Annotated in this window: 16 protein-coding genes; 13 read left to right on the forward strand and 3 right to left on the reverse strand. The window is 67.0% G+C overall.

The annotated features are described in order from the left end of the window. Nucleotides 1-56 precede the first annotated feature (56 nt). From OHA72_RS22475 to OHA72_RS22530, 12 genes are all read left to right on the forward strand, one after another. Entirely contained in the window at nt 57-464 is a 408-nt protein-coding gene (locus tag OHA72_RS22475) for a hypothetical protein (protein ID WP_327009746.1), read from the forward strand. Between the two features lie 305 nt (nt 465-769). Next, nucleotides 770-1,402 (forward strand): hypothetical protein, encoded by a 633-nt coding sequence (locus OHA72_RS22480; protein WP_327009747.1) that lies wholly within the window; start codon nt 770-772, stop codon nt 1,400-1,402. Next, nucleotides 1,399-2,088: an SAF domain-containing protein gene (locus OHA72_RS22485; RefSeq protein WP_327009748.1), complete on the forward strand. Its 690-nt coding sequence runs from the start codon at nt 1,399-1,401 to the stop codon at nt 2,086-2,088. Before OHA72_RS22480 ends, OHA72_RS22485 begins: the two co-directional genes overlap by 4 nt. Before the next feature lie 2 nt (nt 2,089-2,090). Next, on the forward strand, nt 2,091-2,927 hold the full coding sequence (locus tag OHA72_RS22490; protein ID WP_327009749.1) for a CpaE/TadZ family protein: 837 nt from the start codon (nt 2,091-2,093) through the stop codon (nt 2,925-2,927). 148 nt (nt 2,928-3,075) lie between these two features. Continuing rightward, nucleotides 3,076-4,437 carry a TadA family conjugal transfer-associated ATPase gene (locus OHA72_RS22495; protein ID WP_327009750.1) on the forward strand — a complete coding sequence of 454 codons (1,362 nt, stop codon included), beginning with the start codon at nt 3,076-3,078 and terminating at the stop codon, nt 4,435-4,437. A 128-nt stretch (nt 4,438-4,565) separates the two neighbouring features. Continuing rightward, a complete protein-coding gene (locus OHA72_RS22500) occupies nt 4,566-5,378 on the forward strand; it encodes a type II secretion system F family protein (RefSeq protein ID WP_327009751.1) in 813 nt (270 codons plus the stop codon). Nucleotides 5,379-5,551: 173 nt separating this feature from the next. Beyond that, nucleotides 5,552-6,241, forward strand: a complete 690-nt coding sequence (locus tag OHA72_RS22505; protein WP_327009752.1) for a type II secretion system F family protein — start codon at nt 5,552-5,554, stop codon at nt 6,239-6,241. A 40-nt stretch (nt 6,242-6,281) separates the two neighbouring features. Beyond that, complete coding sequence (locus tag OHA72_RS22510; protein ID WP_327009753.1) at nt 6,282-6,464, forward strand: hypothetical protein; 183 nt, start codon at nt 6,282-6,284, stop codon at nt 6,462-6,464. A 110-nt stretch (nt 6,465-6,574) separates the two neighbouring features. Next, entirely contained in the window at nt 6,575-6,913 is a 339-nt protein-coding gene (locus OHA72_RS22515; protein WP_327009754.1) for a TadE/TadG family type IV pilus assembly protein, read from the forward strand. After that, nucleotides 6,910-7,356 carry a TadE/TadG family type IV pilus assembly protein gene (locus tag OHA72_RS22520; RefSeq protein WP_327009755.1) on the forward strand — a complete coding sequence of 149 codons (447 nt, stop codon included), beginning with the start codon at nt 6,910-6,912 and terminating at the stop codon, nt 7,354-7,356. Before OHA72_RS22515 ends, OHA72_RS22520 begins: the two co-directional genes overlap by 4 nt. After that, a complete protein-coding gene (locus tag OHA72_RS22525; RefSeq protein ID WP_327009756.1) occupies nt 7,353-7,781 on the forward strand; it encodes a pilus assembly protein TadG-related protein in 429 nt (142 codons plus the stop codon). The genes OHA72_RS22520 and OHA72_RS22525 overlap by 4 nt, the downstream gene beginning before the upstream one ends. A gap of 41 nt (nt 7,782-7,822) precedes the next feature. Continuing rightward, a complete protein-coding gene (locus OHA72_RS22530; RefSeq protein ID WP_327009757.1) occupies nt 7,823-11,371 on the forward strand; it encodes an AfsR/SARP family transcriptional regulator in 3,549 nt (1,182 codons plus the stop codon). Here OHA72_RS22530 and OHA72_RS22535 read toward each other — a convergent pair. Then, complete coding sequence (locus OHA72_RS22535; protein ID WP_327009758.1) at nt 11,337-11,558, reverse strand: hypothetical protein; 222 nt, start codon at nt 11,556-11,558, stop codon at nt 11,337-11,339. The genes OHA72_RS22530 and OHA72_RS22535 overlap by 35 nt on opposite strands. Nucleotides 11,559-12,139: 581 nt before the next feature. Further along, nucleotides 12,140-13,066, reverse strand: a complete 927-nt coding sequence (locus tag OHA72_RS22540) for a DUF6615 family protein (protein ID WP_327009759.1) — start codon at nt 13,064-13,066, stop codon at nt 12,140-12,142. A gap of 440 nt (nt 13,067-13,506) precedes the next feature. Between OHA72_RS22540 and OHA72_RS22545 the strand changes: the two genes are divergently transcribed. Next, complete coding sequence (locus OHA72_RS22545) at nt 13,507-13,743, forward strand: hypothetical protein (RefSeq protein WP_327009760.1); 237 nt, start codon at nt 13,507-13,509, stop codon at nt 13,741-13,743. On the opposite strand, the gene OHA72_RS22550 is transcribed toward OHA72_RS22545, so the two are convergent. Beyond that, a complete protein-coding gene (locus OHA72_RS22550) occupies nt 13,721-16,885 on the reverse strand; it encodes a DEAD/DEAH box helicase (protein WP_327009761.1) in 3,165 nt (1,054 codons plus the stop codon). The two genes, OHA72_RS22545 and OHA72_RS22550, sit on opposite strands and share 23 nt — an antisense overlap. Nucleotides 16,886-17,447 lie beyond the last annotated feature (562 nt).

Below are 17,447 nucleotides of genomic sequence, written 5' to 3' on the forward strand. Positions count from 1 at the left end.
CCGCGTCCAGCGCACCATCGCCAACGCCGACGGTCGACCCGAGCGTCGCGCTGGCAGTGCAGTCGGCGATCGGGGCGTACAACGGCTACATCCAACACTGGGCAATCGCGTCGCAGGCTGCGGATCCGAACAACGCCGATCTGGCGCGCTACGTCGCTGACCCGCTGCTGAGCCTGACCCGTCACAACATTCAGCGGTTGCGCGACAACGGCGAGGTCCAACTCGGCGCCCAGACGGCAACGATCCTGACCACGCAGACCGACCTCGCCGCCGCCCAGCCGTCCGTGACCATCCATGCGTGCCTCGACTACAGCGCCTTGAAGCTGGTTTACAAGTCGAACAGCAGCCCCGTGCCCAACACCGCCATCAAGGACCCGAAGGTCTCCACCATCGCCACGGTGTGGCGCTATCAGACCGGTCAGTGGCTGGTCAACAAGGTCGAAAGTGGGACGGATCCATGCTAGCGGCCGGCGTTCGTTCGGTCGTGGGTGTCGTTGTTGGTGCGGCTCTCGCCGGCGCGCTGCTCGTTGGTGGAGCTGCAAGCGCCGCGGCAGCATCAGGGCGGGTCGTCCTGGAGGGTCCAACCGGCGGCGGAGGCTGCGATAAGAGCACCGATCCGTGGTGCTGGTCCGACGGTGAGAGGCCACCCAAGGGCGGCGACGGTGGTGACGGAGGTGGCGGGTCGGGGTGTAGCTGGAACGGGCAGAGTATCCCGTGCACCGACCCGCAATTCGGCACCTACACCGGGGGCGGCTGCTACTGGAAGGCGATGCTGCCGCCGCCGCTGGCGCCGCCGCCCGGTGGCCAGGACCCCGCGACCGGCGCCTGGGGCACCAAGACCTGCTACCAGTCTCCCGGCAGTGACTACGTCACGCAGGTCTACTACTGGAATCCCAACCCGCCGGACGCCGGGCCGACACCCGCGCAACTGGCGCAACAAGCGCTGGCGAAGCTGCGCCTGCGGGGGGCGCAGATCGGCATCGCTCCCCAACCCGGTGGCAGCGGTGCCGTGGGCCTGCCGGTGTGGATGTGGACGGCTGTCACGCCGGAGACCTGGGGTCCGCAGTCGGCCAGCGCGAGCGGCGGGGCGATCACCGTCACCATCACCGCGAAGGCGTCGCGCATCGTCTGGAACATGGGGGACGGGAGCACGCCAACGACCTGCACGAACCCGGGTACGCCCTACGCCGCGCGCTACGGCTACGCCGACTCGCCCACGTGTGGATACCGCTATGCGGTGCCGTCGAGCACGACGACACATCCAGATGCGAGATACCAGATCACCGCCACGACGTACTGGACGGTCACGTGGGCCGGCGGTGGGCAGACCGGAGTGCTCAATCCGACAAGCCAGGCGCAAAGCAGCGTCAGAATCGGCGAGATTGTGGCGGTACGCGAATGACAATCATCAACCGCAGCGCCGTCGACGCGGCGAGCGCACCCCCGGCCGCTGCGGCGGCTTCGCTGGCACGTTTGCCCCGACGACGCAGCCTGGGCATGTGGGCGCTCGGCGTCATCCTGGTCGTGCTTGGCTCCGTCGGGGCGTACGTCCTCGTGGTCCAAGGCGGCATGACGCATCCGTACCTGGCCGTGAGTCATAAGGTCCCGTACGGCGCGGCCATCCAGGACAACGACCTCACCATGATCAACGTCAACGCGGCCGTCGGTCTGGACCCGATACCTGCGACGCAGCGTAGCCAGGTGATTGGGCAGCATGCGGCGGCCGATCTCTACCCGGGCACGCTGCTGACCCGTGACCAGCTGACGAGGACGGCGATTCCGGCGCCCGGTCAACAGCTGATCGGCATCGAGCTGAAGCCGGGGCAGCTGCCGGCCCGGAGCCTGAAGCCGGGCGACACGGTGGTGCTGGTTGTGGTCCCGCCGACCGGCCTGGCCGGCATCCAAGAGCCGCAGGGCTCTGCAGCGGCGCAACCGTCCAGCATCCTCGCCATCGTTGCTGGGACGACGGCGCCGGCCACCAACGGCAACGTCCGAGTGGACGTAGCGGTGTCAACGACTGATGGAACCGTGGTGGCGGCGATGGCTGCGGCCGGCCGCATCGTGCTCGTCGTGACCGCGAGGGGCTGACGATGGCCTTGATTGCGGTGTGTTCAGCGAAAGGGTCGCCCGGTGCGACCACGACGGCGCTCGCGTTGGCGTTGACCTGGCGACGACGTGTCCTGCTGGCTGAGTGCGATCCGGCCGGAGGTGACCTTGCGGCGGGGTTCCTGCGTGAGGTGGCGCTGGACGGTCGAGGGCTGGATCGGCTGACCTCGACGCTGGCCAGGCAGCCGTTGACCGACGGCATGCTGTGGAACGAGCTGGTCGACCTGGCACCCGCCGGGGACTCGGCCATGACCAAGCTGCTGCTGCCCGGATTGGCCGACCCGGCACAGGCCGCGACCTGGGGAGAGCCGCAACGGCGTGGCCAAGCGGCCGGCTGGGACCAGCTCGCGGCACGGTTGCCGCTGATCCGCCACGGCGCCGAGGAGTACGACGTTATCGCTGACTGCGGTCGACTCGCTGCGGCCCACCCGGCGACCCCGCTCGTCGCGAGGGCCGATCTCGTCCTGCTGGTGCTGCGCCCCACGCTCATCAGCGCTCGCGCCGCCTCCACGGCGCTGCAGTATCTGCTCCAGCCGGGCCGTCCACCGGTCGGCCTGATCACGGTTGGCGACGGCAGCTACGGCACCAAGGAACTGGCATTGGAGCTGCGCACCCCGGTCGCTGCGGCGTTGCCGGAAGATTCCAGGAGTGCCGACACCCTGAACCAGGGCAGAGCACCCCGCCATGGCCGGTTGCTCCGTGCGGCCAGCCGGGCCGAGTCCGCAGTCCGACGGATGTACGACGAGGACAGCACACGAGCCGTAAAACCAGCGGTGCTGGGCCGTCGTCGCGTCAGCGAGGAGGCCGGCGTTGTCCACTAACGCACGCTCCGACAACAGCAACGGCCACCGCCCAGACCCGTCCGTGCTGGGCGCTGCCGTCCGCGCGCAGATCGACCGCCGTTACACCGCACCGCCACCGCCACCGCCGGCCGAGCGACTCGAGGAACGTGCGCTGTCACCCCGGTCCGTGGCGCCGCTCGACGACGCGGTCGTTCGCGCTCTGCACGAGCAGGCCGCGCTGCTGCTGGCGGCGGAGTTCCGCAGCAACACCGAGCAGAGCCCGGAGGATCGGCGCGCGATCGGCGAGGACATCTCAGCGCAGGTCGTACGCGCCTACGTCGACGCTCGACGGCAGACCGGCGAGCGGATCAGTGACGAGCACGAGCAGCGGCTCCTCGATACCGTCCTGGCCTACCTGTTCGGCCTGGGTCGTCTGCAGGCAGCCACCGACGATCCCGATGTCGAGAACGTCATGGTGCTCGGCCACGACCGGGTCCGGATCGAGTACGCCGACGGGCGGGTCGAGACCGGTCCGCCTGCGGCCACCAGCGACCACGAGCTGCTGCAGATGATTCAGCGCATCGCGTCGGTTGGCCAGCGCAACGAGCGAGCCCTGACAGCCGCGAAACCCACCCTGCACATGCGCCTGCCGAACGGCAACCGGCTCGCGGCAATGCACGTGGTCACCACGGCACCGGTCATCGTGACCCGCCGGCACCGAACGAAAAAGGTCAATCTCGACGACATGGTCGACCTGGTGGCCATCGACCCGGTGCTGCGGCAGTTCATGGCCGCGATCGTCCGCGCCAACCTCAACGTCATCATCGCCGGCCCGCCCGGTTCGGGAAAGACGACCTTGATGCGGGCCATGGCCACACAGATCCCGCGCACCGAGTGGTTCGCCACGATGGAGTCCGAGCTCGAACTGGGCTTGCACGAGACCGGTGAATTCGACTGGGTGGTGGCGGTCGAAGCCCGCGAAGGTCACGGCGACCTCGGCCCGGACGGGCGCCCGGCCGGTGAGGTATCGCTGGCGCGGCTCTTCCCGGACATGCTGCGACTGTCGATGCGGCGGGTCCTGGTCGGTGAAGTCCGCGCGGACGAGATCGTGCCGATGTTCGACGCGATGAACACCATGCGGGGCTCCATGTGCACGCTGCACGTCCGTAACGCCGACGGCGTACTCCTGCGCTTGGCTGAACTGCTGATGCGCTACGGCGCCGCAGACTCTCTGACCGGCGCCTGGCTCACGGTGGTCAACGCATTGGACTACATCATTTACTGCGAAGTCATCGACGAGCGACCCCAAGGCGGTCAGCAGCACCGATTCGTCAGCCACGTCATCGAGGTCGTGGGGTTGGGCGACGGTGCGAAACCCACCACGCAGGCGATCTTTGCTCCGGGAGCCGACGGGCGGGCTCGACCCAGGGTGCACCCGCAGCGCACCCGCGCCGAACTGCTCCGCACCGGGTTCGACCTCGCCTGGCTCAACCAGACCGGTGGCATGTGGACCCAACCGCTGCGCACGATCACCGGCGGTGGCATATGAGCCCCGCAGCGCTGGCAGCGTTGTCGGCCGCATGCCTGCTGACTGGTGTAGTCGTGATCGTCGTCGCGGCGGTGGGTACTCACCGACCTGCCCGGCCACCGTCGGCAACCGTACGAAGATGCAAGGCCATGCTCGGGGTAGGGCTCTCGGCCCGGCAACGGAACTCCCGGCAAGCGCTGCTCGCGCTGGCAATCGGCGCGACCGTCGCAGTGTGGGTCTACACGGGGTGGCCGGTCGGTGGGTTGACGGCCGGCGCCGCCGTCCTGAGTACGCCGCTGCTGTTCACCGTCGGTGCCCGGGAACGGGAGGTGATCGACGCACTGGAAGGGTTGGAAACCTGGACGCGCAGACTGAAGAACCTTGTCCACACCGGACACGGGCTGATCTCGGGGATCATCAACAGCGCCCGGACCGCACCAGCATCGATCGCCACGCAGGTCGCCGACCTTGCCGCCGATCTGCAAGCCGGCGCTGACCCGCGACACGCGTTGGAGAGATTCGCTGACAGCCTGAACGACTTCCGGGCCGACGAAGTGATCGCTTCGCTGATGTTGCACGTCAGCGACCGCGGTCAGCGTTTGTCCGACGTACTCGACTCGGTCGCCACCACCGCCGCCAACGAGGTCGCGATGCGTCGAGACATCGCCGCAGATCGGGCAGAACCTCGGTTCGTCGCGAGGTTCATGACCACGCTGACGTTCATCGTTCTGGTCGTCCTGTTCCTCAACTCCGCCTACGCGCAGCCGTACGGGATGCTCGTCGGGCAACTGGTGCTGGCCGCCACCATGCTGGTCCTCGCCGGGCTACTCGCCTGGGTGCGGCTGCTGACCCGGCCGCCGCGACAAGGTCGGTTCCTCGCCCCGGCAGCACAACGTTCTAACTCAGGGGGTCCCGACACGTCCGCTGCGTCAGGACGGCGGGAACGGGCGGCAGTGCGATGAACGCCCGCATCGTCGTCGTGCTGTTGACCGGCGCACTGGTCGGTCTCGGCATCCTGGTCATCGTGCGGGCGATCCGACCCGCGACACCCGCCCTCGGGCCGGCCCTGCGTCAGCTGCGCGCACCCACCGCTGACAGTCGGCGAACCGTGGTCCACGTTCGCGGGCCACTTGCTGTGCTGGCCAACCGGCTCCGCATCCCAACGGCCGAGCTCGCCTTGGTCGGGTACACCCCCGAACGGTACCTGACCGAGAAGTTGGTGTTCCCGCTCGTCGGGTTGCTGTTCCCTCCGTTGTTCTCGCTGATCCTTGCACTGTCTGGAGTGCACCTGGGCCTCGTCATCCCCGCCGCGGTTGGCCTGCTGTTCGCCGTAGCGTTCTTCTTCCTGGTTGACGTCTCCGTTCGTCAGAAGGCGGCCGAGGCCCGACAGGAGTTCAGCCGGCACGTCGCGGTCTACCTCAACCTTGTCGCCCTGCAAATGGCCGCCTCCCGCGGGCCGACGGAAGCCCTCGAAGCCGCAGCAGCCCACGGCGGCTGGGTCTGTGAGCGCATCCGCGAGTCGCTGCGAGTTTCGCGACTCCGGCTCGAACCGCCGTGGGAAGGGCTCAAGGACGTCGCCGACGAGATCGGTGTACCCGACCTGGGCGATGTCGGCGACATCATGACCCTCGCCGGCGATGAGGGTGCCCAGGTCTACGACACGCTGCGCAGCCGAGCGACGTCCCTCAACTCTGCCCTCCTGGCGATGGACAAGGCCCGAGCCAAGACGGCGACCACCGTGCTGTACATGCCGACCAGCCTGATGGTCCTCGTCTTGTTCGTCGCGGGCGCATACCCATTCCTGTACCGGCTCGTCACCACCTGAGGTGCTCTCCTGCCATGCGACGGGGGAGGAAGGAGAAACGATGATGTGGATCGCACCAACGACCCGAATGCTGCGTCGCCGGTGGCGCGCCGCGCGCACCGACGACCGCGGCGCCACCGCGATCGAGTGGGCCATGTTCGCGCTGCTCGCGTTGGCCGTCGGCGGTCTCGTGGTCGGGGCCATCATGCTGGCAGTCAACAACCGGATCCCCGGAATCAAGTAGTGGAAGCTGCAAGCCCAGCAGCAGCTGTCACTGCGCGAGTACCCCGCCGGGGGAACCTCCGTCCCCGGCGGGGCCGCCGCGACGACCGCGGCTCAGGCTCCATCGAGTTCGTGATCACCGCCACCGCCGTGCTCGCCATCATCTTCCTGGCCATCCAGGCCGCCAACTACTTCTACGCGCGGTCGATCGCGTTGGCTGCCGCCCAAGAAGCCGTGAACGCGCAACGTGCCTACAACGCCGCGCCCGGCGCCGGACAGGCCCAAGCATCAGCGTTCATCGCCTCGACCGGTGACAGCTTGTCGGAAGTGACGATCACGGTCACCAGCGACGGCCGCAACGTCCAGGCGACGGTCGATGGGCGTTGCCTGTCGATCCTGCCCGGGTTCTGCGCCATGGTCGGTGTCCACGCGACCGTCCACGGCACCGTCGAGCGGGTGACCAGTCCATGACCGCACAACCCACAACGGTACGCCGCGCCGACGACCGGGGCTCGGCATCAATCGAGGCGGCGATCCTGGCACCGGTCCTCCTGGTGCTGGTCGGTCTGGCCATCGCAGGCGGGCGCATCCAAGTCGCCGGCGGTGCCATCGAGTCCGCGGCGCACGACGCTGCGCGCGCCGCGTCGATCGCCCGAACCGAAGGTCAGGCTCGCGCCGACGCATACAGCGCAGCCAGCGCCACCCTCGATCAGCAGGGACTGCACTGCTCGCAGCTCACGGTCGTCGTCGACACCAGCGGCTTCGCCATACCGGTCGGCCAGCCGGCCGCCGTCGCCGCTTCCATCACCTGCGTCGTCGACCTCAGCGACATCGTCGTCAACGGAATCCCCGGTTCGAAAACGATCAACGCAACATTCGTCAGTGTCCTCGACACATTCAGGACACGCACATGATCACGCACCTGCGGTCAGGCCGCAGCCGGCGGAACGACGACGGCCGCATCGCGCTACTGGCACTCGTGCTGGCCTTCGCCGTCCTCGTGATGATCGGGCTCTCCGTCGACGGCGGCGGCAAGATCCGGGCGATGCAGCGGGCCGACAACATCGCCAGCGAAGCGGCTCGCGCCGCCGGGCAGGCGATCCTTGCACCGCAAGCCATCGAAGGCGGCGAGAAGGTCGTCGACCCCACCGCAGCAGTGACCGCCGCGCAGAGCTACCTCGCCGCCGCCGGAGTCACCGGCGTCGTCGATATCGGTCCGGACCGCAAACACGTCGCCGTCACCGTCACCATCACCTACACCACCCTGTTCCTCGGCCTGATCGGCATCGACACGCTCACCGCGACCGGGCACGCCACGACCGTCCTGGTCGCCACCTAGCCGCACCCGAGACAACGCCGAGCCCAGGAGAGGAGCAGACCGTGCCACACAACATCACCCGGAAGCGACGGCGGGGGCACCACGTCCGTCGCATCCTGGCCGGCCTTGCGGCACTGGCAGCCATCGCCGCCTTCATCGTCGTCGTACCACTGGTGCTACTGGCCGCCTGGCGCTTCCTCGGGCCGCCATTGCCATCCGTCCACGACCTGACCGGCCCGGACGACGGCACCGTGTTCGTCCGCACGCTGTGCCTCGTCGGCTGGCTGGCCTGGGCCCTGTTCACCTGGTCGGTGTTCGCCGAAGTCATGGCCCAATGGCGCGGCTGGCAAATCCCCGTCTGGGGTTGGCAACGACGGACCGCCGCCAGCCTCGTCACCGCCGTCACGATGATGTTCAGCTCCCCGGCCGTAGCCGCGACCGCCGCCCCCGTTGCCACCCCGCCCGCGATCGTCTCAGCCCTCCCGGCCGCCGTGGACAACGGTGTCGTAGACAGCACAACCATCGCCGGCAACCTGGAAACGGCGAGTCGGTACGTCGACCACGTGGTCCAGCCAGGTGAGCAGATGCCGACCCTCGCCGAGCGGTATCTCGGCGACCGTTACCGGTGGCGGAGCATCGCCGAGGCGACCTACGGCCTCCCGCAACCCGGCGGACAGGTCCTCAAGCCGGGTGACACCCGCGTCTACCCGGGCTGGACCGTCCGAATCCCCACCAGCACTGCAGCTCCGATCGCGATGGTGCCGGTCGCATCGAGCATATCGACGACGCCAAGGGCCCTGCCAGTGTACGACGTGCGCCAAGGCGACTGGCTCTGGTACATCGCTGAGCGCTTCCTGGGTGACCCGGAACGCAACACCGAGATCGCGGCGCTCAATCCCGACCTCATCACCGAATCCTCCGGTGCCCGGGGACCGGACCACATCGAGGGCGGCTGGCGACTCACCCTCCCGGCAGACGCCCGCGACCGTGGTCCCATCGCCCACGCCACCGGCACCCTGACAGTTCCACCGCCAGCCCCTCAACCCGGCGATCCGGGCACCGCCTCGGGCGGCTCCGGGTCCGATCCGTCGACCACGACCTCGCCGCCCGTCACCGCTCCCAGCACTACGGCGAGCCCATCGGCCAGCGCCACAGTTGCACCGAGCGCCTCGGCGAGCGCGAGTCCAGCGACGAGTGCAAGGCCGAGCACCGCCACTACGACCGCGGAACCAGGCTCGGCCCCGGCGAGCACCGGCCAACCCGTCGTATCCGCACCAACCGCCGACGCCGCGGAGCCGGAATACACCGACGATGCCGGACTGTTCGACACCGTCCTGCGCATCGGTGCGCCACTCATCGGAGCCGCCCTCCTCGCCACCCTCACGTTGCGCGCGCTCGGCCGCCGCCGTCACCGCCAGCAACAACACCGTCCCGTCGGACGCCGCCTACCCGAACCGGCCAGCCCCACAACGGAGACACACATGCGCGTCGTAGCCGAGCCGGCCGCAGTAGACCGCCTGGACCACGCGCTGCGCGCCCTGGCAGCGCAGCTCGCCAATCGCACCACCGACCAGATGCCCGACATCGTCGGCGCCTGGCTCCACGGCACCACCGTGAACCTCCTCCTCACCAGCCCGAACGCAGACGCGCCCCACCCATGGATCAGCGACGGCCTGTCCTGGTCGTTGTCTGGGGACGCGCCCCTGCCGGACTGCGACGGCCAGCTCGCACCGCTGCCCGTGCTCGTCGCGGTCGGGTCCCGTCCCGGCATGCACCTGCTGCTGGACCTCGAACGCCTCGGGCTAGTGACCATCACCGGTGACCCTGCCGCCAGCGGCAACCTGCTGCGCTACCTCGCCGCCGAACTCGCCCTCAACAGCTGGAGCGACCACGTCGACGTCCACATCGCCGGGTTCGACGGCGACGAAACCGGCGAACTGCTGGCACTGAGCAGCGACCGGCTCACGGCCGCGCCCAGCATCTCAGCCGCCATCGAGCGTATCCGGCGCCGGGCCGGGCAAGTCGTACAGTCACTCGACCACCTCGACGCCGGCGACCCGATGGCCGGTCGCATCGCCGACGTTGCCGCTGACGCGTGGATGCCGCAAGTCCTCCTGATCAGCCAGCCGAAGCCAGACGACGTCACCGCGCTGGAGGCGCTCGACAGCGATCTTGCTGCCATCGGTCGGTGCGCTGTTGCCGTAGCCGTGGCCAGCAGCGGCCCTATCGGACGCTGGCCGGTCGCCGTCGATGCCGGCGGCGCGCTGAGCCTTGCGTTCCTCGGTATGGACGGCGAGGACGGCGTGAGCGCCGCCCAACTGCCGCGCGCCGAACTGAGTCCGCTGGCCGACCTACTCACCACGGCCCGTCGGGGTGTCCCCGCAACCGGCCAAAGCGACCTCGATGGTGAGGCTGCCGAGGAGTGGGCGTCGGTACCGCCCGCACCCGAGACCGACCCCTGGGCACACGGCACCGACGCCGCTGGAGCACTCATCGACCCGGACAGTGGCACGGCACCCGAGCACGACGACGAAGTAGATCCCGCCGACGACGACGCTCCAGAACCCGACGACCCGGCGTCGTCGCAGTCCTCCGACGAGGAGCGTCGAGCTCAATCGCCCGCATCCGATGCCGACACGACCACCTCGGCCGCCGAGACGAGCGTCTTCGAACCCAGCAGCGTCGCGGGCCGACCAGCGGTGGTCGCGTTGGTCGGGCCGCCGCCGGCCCGTAAACGAGTCACTGCAGCCGTGCGAGCACACCGTCACCACGACCCCGTCCTCGACGCCGACCTCCGCGCCTGGACCGACGCCGATCCGACTCGGCCGCGCATCGCCATCCTCGGCCCGGTCACCGTCGAAGCGCCCGGGCATCTGCCAGACGAACGCCTGCGGTTCTACGCCGAGATCATCACCTACCTTGCGGTCCGAGGCCAGCACGGCGTCACCACCGACCAGTTCGACGATGCGATCTGGCCCGAACAACAGGTCAAGGCCAACACCCGTCGCGTCGCTGTCGCGCGAGCACGTCGCTGGCTCGGCGAAACCCCCGACGGCGACCCCTGGCTGCCCGACGCTACCGCCGACCGGCGATACCGACTCCGCGACGGCTATCTCCTCGACTGGACGCTCTTCCGGCGGCTTCGAAGCCGTGGCGAGAGTCGCGGACCGGCAGGCATTGGCGACCTACGCAACGCTCTCGCCCTCGTCCGCGGTGCACCCCTCGCCGGAGCGGATATCGCATACTCCTCCGTCGCCCGCAATCCTTTCGTGTGGCTGCCGACCTCCGAGATCCAGCCCCATCACCTTGCCGCCGCCATCGTGGACACCTCGCACCGCCTCGTCGAACTGAGTCTCGACGGCGGCGACATCCCCGGCGCTCGATGGGCAGTCGAACAAGCCTGGCTCGCAGACCCCGAGCGAGCCAATGACATCGCGTGGCGGGACCTCCTCCGCGTCGCCGCAGCAGAAGGCAACTTTGCGGAACTCGACCACCTTCTTGAGGAGCTCATGACTGCCCGCGATGCCGAGATCCCCGAAGACCTCGACAAGGAGACATACCGCCTGCTGTGTGACGTCATGCCCGAACGCATGCGCGCAGGCGTGCGATAAGGGAGTACGTCGCGCTCAGATGCTGCCAGATCGCGCCACGGTCGAGGCGGCCCGTCGCTGTCGGTGACGATGAGCGCCAGCGGACCCGGGCGCAGGCCTGATCGGTGACAACGGGGAGCCGATCGTCGGCGAGGTCGTCGTGCACGGCGAGGTGCGCCTCGGCCAGCTGCACCGCCAGCGGCAGCACGACCAGGTGGACCTAGTCGCCTTCGCCCGGATCCACAGGACACGGTGGCCGCGATTGCGGCACGCCAGATCGGCGCGGACTGCCAGCTACTCGCCGACGCGCTCCCGCACGACGGCATCGACGCGGAAGGCGACGCCCACGGGCCGAAGTCGGTGTCGCCTTCACTTACGGCGGCAGCTTGTATCTGTTGGAGGCGAAGTGGGAAGCCGAACCGATCAACGCTGATTGGCTTCGTCGGTGACTTCGGGGTTCTGGCGCAACATCGTGATTGACCTTGGAGCGCTGCCGGATCGTCCGGCTGTCGCCGCTGCCTAGCGTCTCCGAACACCGGATGGCAGCATGGTCGAAGGTCGACATCACGATTTCTGCGCCAGAACCCGAATCTCGCGACCGTCGCCACGTCGTGGAGGTCCATGACCAGGTTGCGGGCCAGTTGTGTGGTCCAGGCTGCGGTGGGGTGGGCGGTGGCGCCGAGGACGCGAACGCGGCGGGTGGCGTGTTCGATGACGGCGAAGACATACAGCCGTGCGCCGGTCATGGTCCTGTTCGTGAGAGTCGAGCAGGGCCGGCACAGGCAACGGCTATCCCAACTCTGAGCCTGAGAAGACTGTCAAGGTGCGCACCGTCGGCGGCAACACCTGGTCCGGCGACACCTCGTTGAGGAGTGCTCCAAGATAGCGGGGTACGCGTTGCTGGGTCAGACTCTGGGTCACAAGCCGTTCTAGGCGGGCGGCCTGCCCTTCGACTGACTCTCCACCGTAGGCAGTTTGGATCAGGATTCTGTAGAAGCTCGTCGCTACCCATACGGCGAGATCTTCGTGTGGCTCAGTGTCGTATATGGAGGGTGGCCACCATGGCCGACGTCGCCACCGGTCACCGTTGCAACCTGTTGTTGGGTCGCAGCTGACCAGGCATGACCACGGCCGCGACTTAGCGGCCACCGTTGACATGTCTACAGTTCTAGCATTGACGAGATCGCGTGCGACGCGCGCCGGAAGCAGGCTGACGCCGAAGAAGACCGGGCTGGCGGGTAGATGTCCGCATCCCCACGAAAATTTACCGATGTCGAGATCCGGCCCGTTGTAGAGAGCGTATGCAGCGCGGATGCCGTCGCTGCGCGCCTGGTTGATTAAGATGTCAACCTGCCGCTTTGGGCCCGTGAAGTACCCAAGATCATAGCCCAAGATGCCGTTCCTGAGTCTCTTGAGACGCTTGGCCTGAATGCGCAATCCAAACCACTGGCGCCCGCGAAACCACCACTCCCATTGCCAGTCTGCCCCGTTGCGGGACTCCTCCTTCTTCGTGAACGTTCGCGCTGTCATCGAGGGGAGTGCTTGAGCGATGTCCAGCAGAAGGTCCTGTGTGACGGTCTCCTCATGAAGTTCCACGCCGTGGGTTCGGCCGGCATGCAATCGAGCTGAGGCCCATGCAGCTCGATCAAGTAGCACGTCGGCCAACGCCTCGCGCACCATGCCTTGGCGGGCCTTCTCGGACGCGACCTCGTTCATGCGGCTCAGGATCTCACGTCGGCCCGATGCGCTAGGTCATCGCGCTGACCAGCAGAGCGCCAGTCAACTGCATTCGAAGCGAGGTATGTCAACCGCGTGGCGCTGCGACGGGAGCGACCGCAACTTGCTGTCGCCAATTTTTGAAATTTGCCCCCTTTTCGGTTGGCGAATCCACCGAGGGTCAGTTCGAACCCGTCGCTGACGCACGCACGGCCTGGCTTCGGCGGTGACGGGCAGCTTGCAATGCTGACGGCCTTCGCCGTCCTCGCGGTTGCCCGGCGGTGTCACTCTGATGCTGTCCGAGAGGTGGCCGCCACAAGCGAGAGCCACCGCCTACGGTCTGGTTGCCGATGCCTGTTCCGGATTCGCCGCCGTTCTGGTCGACGCGGTCACGGCTGCCTGGCATGCGCAGGGCCGGGCCGCCTTCAACCGACCGGACGGTGCTGCTCGCCGTGCTCGTGCTGCCCTCCGCCGGCGCGGCGGGGATGGTCCTGGTCCAGGTCGCGTTCCAGTTCGACGCGCCGAGCTCAAGCTATCCGGACGACCTCACCGCTAACCCGATCACCGCGGTCGTCCTCGGTGCTCTGCGGCCGCTGGAGAATATCCCCGACGGTGCCCGCGACCTGCTGATCTTCATCACCTGGCGGCCGTCGTCTATGCGCTGCACCACACGGTGAGTGGCGCGTTGATGGTCGTCTTGAGGTATGCCTGGGTCGATGCGAGCAGGTCCAGTTGCTGGGTCGATGCCTTGGCGGCGGACAGACCTGGTTGAGCGATGACGATCTCGACTTTCCGGCGAAGGACCATGCCCTTCTCTTGCAGCATATGCAGCGTCCTGAAGTCGCCGATCTCGAACGGGCTGACTCCCTCCCGCTGGAACTTCTTGCGGGCTCGATCAGCGAGTGTCCTGAAGAACGGCAGGAGATCACTGCGCCGCCACATGATGGACTTCTGAGCCTGGCCGCACACCTCGTACAGGTCGGCGACACGGGCGCCGGGGGTGTCCTCATGCGAGTACTTGCAGTGAATCAGGCGCACGAGCAGGACGTCGCTTTCGAGGCGCATCGCGACGATGTCGGCGATCTCGCCGGCGCCGTCGTCGTCGATCAACACATCCCAGCTTTCCTGCTTGAGCTCGGCGATGGCCCGGTACTGGATCGAGTCGACGAGCTTGTCCTTGGTCTGCGACTCGACCTTCAAGTTGGTGCCTGCCCAGCGAAGCGGGGTGAGCTGGCTCCGGTCGTAGGGCGGCTTGTCCCAGGTGGGCTTGTAGATCAGATCGTTCTCGATAATGCGGTCGCCGTCCAGGACGAACAGCAGGCCGTTGGCGTTGAGCCAGTCGCTCAGAAGCAGCTCGGAGCGCGGACGGATGACCTTGATCTCGCGATCGGCAGTGCTGCGGTAGCGCAGTACCCCGCCCTCGACAGTGGCCTCGTACTCGACCGCCCAGGCACCTGACTTGACCGTGAACCGGAAGGGGCCGGCCGTGTTCTCAGTGTCGGGAATGAGGTCGGTGTGCACGGCCTCGTAGGCCTTGTCACCGAACTCGAGACGGAGGCTCTCGGCCTGCATCGTATGCACGGTCCATGGCCATTCGACGGCGAGGAGTACGCCGTCGGGCCGGCCTTTCAAGGGTTCAGGGAGAATGAACTGGCCGATGACCTTGTCGATGCTGATCGTGTCGTCGAGCAGGAGTTCACCGATGCCGTTGCACCAGTCCCGCCATTGCTTGATGCTCTGCGCTGTCGCGGCCGACCAGATACGGCCCTTCAGCGAGGCGCTGATGTTGACGTGCTCGCCGTCCCGGTAGCCACCGCCGGAGATGTTGGTCTGCGACTTCGTGCCGGCCTCGGCCTGCGAGAAGCTGGCGGTGACGTCGGAGCCGACGTGCATCGAGAACCGGCGGAACTGATCGTGTGCGTCGATGACGCCGACGTTGGTCGGCACGAGGCGGTCGATGTCCGCCATGACGCGGTAGACCGTTGACCCGGTGAATCGTTTGGCGCCTACTCCGACGACGGCATCGGCGAGGTCTTCGAACACGCCGTCGTTGGCCGAGTTGTTGATGTAGAGCAGCCGTCGGGTCGCGTCGAAGTACAGCAGGAACAGCTCATAGGTGACGTCTTCGAGGGACTTGACGTCACCCCAGCTGACCTCGGTGTGCCGTTCGACGACGCACCACGCGACGCCGGCCTGGTGGTTGATCCCGATGGGTTGGGTGTACAGCTGTTCCTCACCGAAGTACTCGGCGAGGTTGAGCGGTTCCCACCCGCTGGTAGGGGTGCGGTAGACGACCGTACTCATCTTCGGCAACAGGTTCCGGAGCGTGACCTCCTTGGGCATGCTCGTGAAGCCGCTCTCGAACTCGCTGATCGCACGTTGCTCCTCGACCGCGGCCTCGGTGAGGTTGCGCAGGATGACATTCCAGTCGGAGTCCTCGGCGTACAGTTCGCGCAGCCGGTGGTCGGCGCCGATCTCGGAGCGGGCCACGAACATCGACGCGGCGCCGAAGTTACCGTGTGCGGAGGTTCGGGCAAACCGGCCGATGAACTGCAGCGTCACAGCCAGGCTTTTCTGGGGGTCGTGGACGGCGGCGACTTTCAACGCGGGAAGGTCGAATCCTTCGCCCAGCATGTTGACGCAGATGATGATTCGCGAGGTCCGGTCGCGCAGGGCCGTCAACGCGTCGTGCTGCTGACCCTTCGGCATCTGACTGTTGATGATGACGGGGTTCAGGTCAGCGGCGATGGCGTCGTAGTACATTTTGACCTGTTTGGCCCGCGGGATGCCGTTGACCCGAGCCATCAACACGTGGTCGTAGCCCTCGTCGCGGTCGCGCCGTAGGCGGGCGACGCTCAATTTGGCGACTTGCTCGTCGACGTCGTAGAAGTCGATCACTGACTGGTAGTCGATACTGGCGAACAGCCTCTGGGCCTGCGCCTCACGTAGGGGGAACGAATAGATCGTGCTGCCATGCAGGTGCTTCCCGTCCTCGCGGAAAGGGGTGGCAGTGAACTGCACGACGTTCTTGCCAGCGAACGCGTCGCGGATCGCTGACCACGTGCGCGCCGTGACGTGATGGGCTTCGTCGACAAACAAGTGCGAGCACTGCTCCAGCAGGGCGTGCATCGCTTCCTCGCTGCTGGCGTTCAGTGACTGCGGGGTTGCCACGATGACATTGCAGGCCTCGGCGAATGCCGTCGCGGTCCCGGGGTCCTCAAACCGGTGCTGCACCCGTCCGACGACGGGCCGAATCGCTTGGCTGTCGACGATGCCCAGTTGCTGCAAGATGCCCAGCGTCTGGAACTTGGCGGCGATCTGCTCCCGAAGCGCGTCGGACGGCACGATAACCAACACTCGCGGCAGTCGTGCTGCGACCAGTAAGGCGAGCATTGTTTCGGTCTTGCCAGTGCCGGTCGGCATCACTACCGTGGCCGGCGTTGTCCGTTTAGTTGTCCAGTATCCGAGTACGGCGTGGACCGCGCCGAGTTGTGGTGATCGCAGGCCAGGTTGTTCTTCGGTGCCTTCATTGAACGTGAGGGCGTTTCGGTAGCTTTCGAGTACCGTCGGCGGCGCATCGCGCTGCAAGGGATCCTGAAGAACCCACGATGCCTGATGCAGCTGGTCTCCGACTCTTGTGCCCACGGGCAACTTGATCCACAAGCGATCATCACGAGGTTGACGGTCCGCGGTCGCCGCTGCCCAGCTGCCGTAGTTGTTCCCGACCTGCAACTCCGTGCTCGTGCCGGACACCGTATGCAGCACGCTGGAAGGCGCGATCAGCTGTTTTACGGGATTCGACCCGAAATGCTGCGGCATTGCCCATACGTTGGGGCATAGCCAGCCAGCTCGCCTGGGACTCATGAGTCGACCCATCTTTTTTGGCGGCGACGTACTATTTCCGCAAGCGTATAAACGCTGCTTGTGAGTCGCCAGACTGATTCGCTGTACCGGTCGCCGATGTGGGCGGTGGCACGATGGATGGATCGTACTGACGACAGTGCCCGATCGGTATCGCGCGGAAGACGGGGGCTCACGACAAACGTCCACACCTCCGGGCTTACTCGTCCAGCGGTACCGCCAACTGGGCTGGCCTGCAAGCAGTCGATCACTCAATCGGGTGATCGGTGCGCTGAGCAACCGGCTCGAACGGCTGTAGGCCGTCTCGTCCGTCGCTGTCGGATGAATGCTGCGACGATCTTGAGGCGCCAGCCGGGTCCAGCGGCGGCTGGTGGTGTGGTCAAGGGGATCACTCGATTTGGGTTCCTCCGGTGGTGTGGAGTGCTGTTGTGGTTCGTGCTGGGTCGCGGTCGGATGAGGTGGAGGGACCGTCCCGGACCGTGAGGCAGCGGAGGTTGTCATGTCCGATGTTGATGTGGTT

It is taken from the genome of Dactylosporangium sp. NBC_01737 (genome assembly GCF_035963215.1).
Taxonomy (GTDB): Bacteria; Actinomycetota; Actinomycetes; order Mycobacteriales; family Micromonosporaceae; genus Dactylosporangium.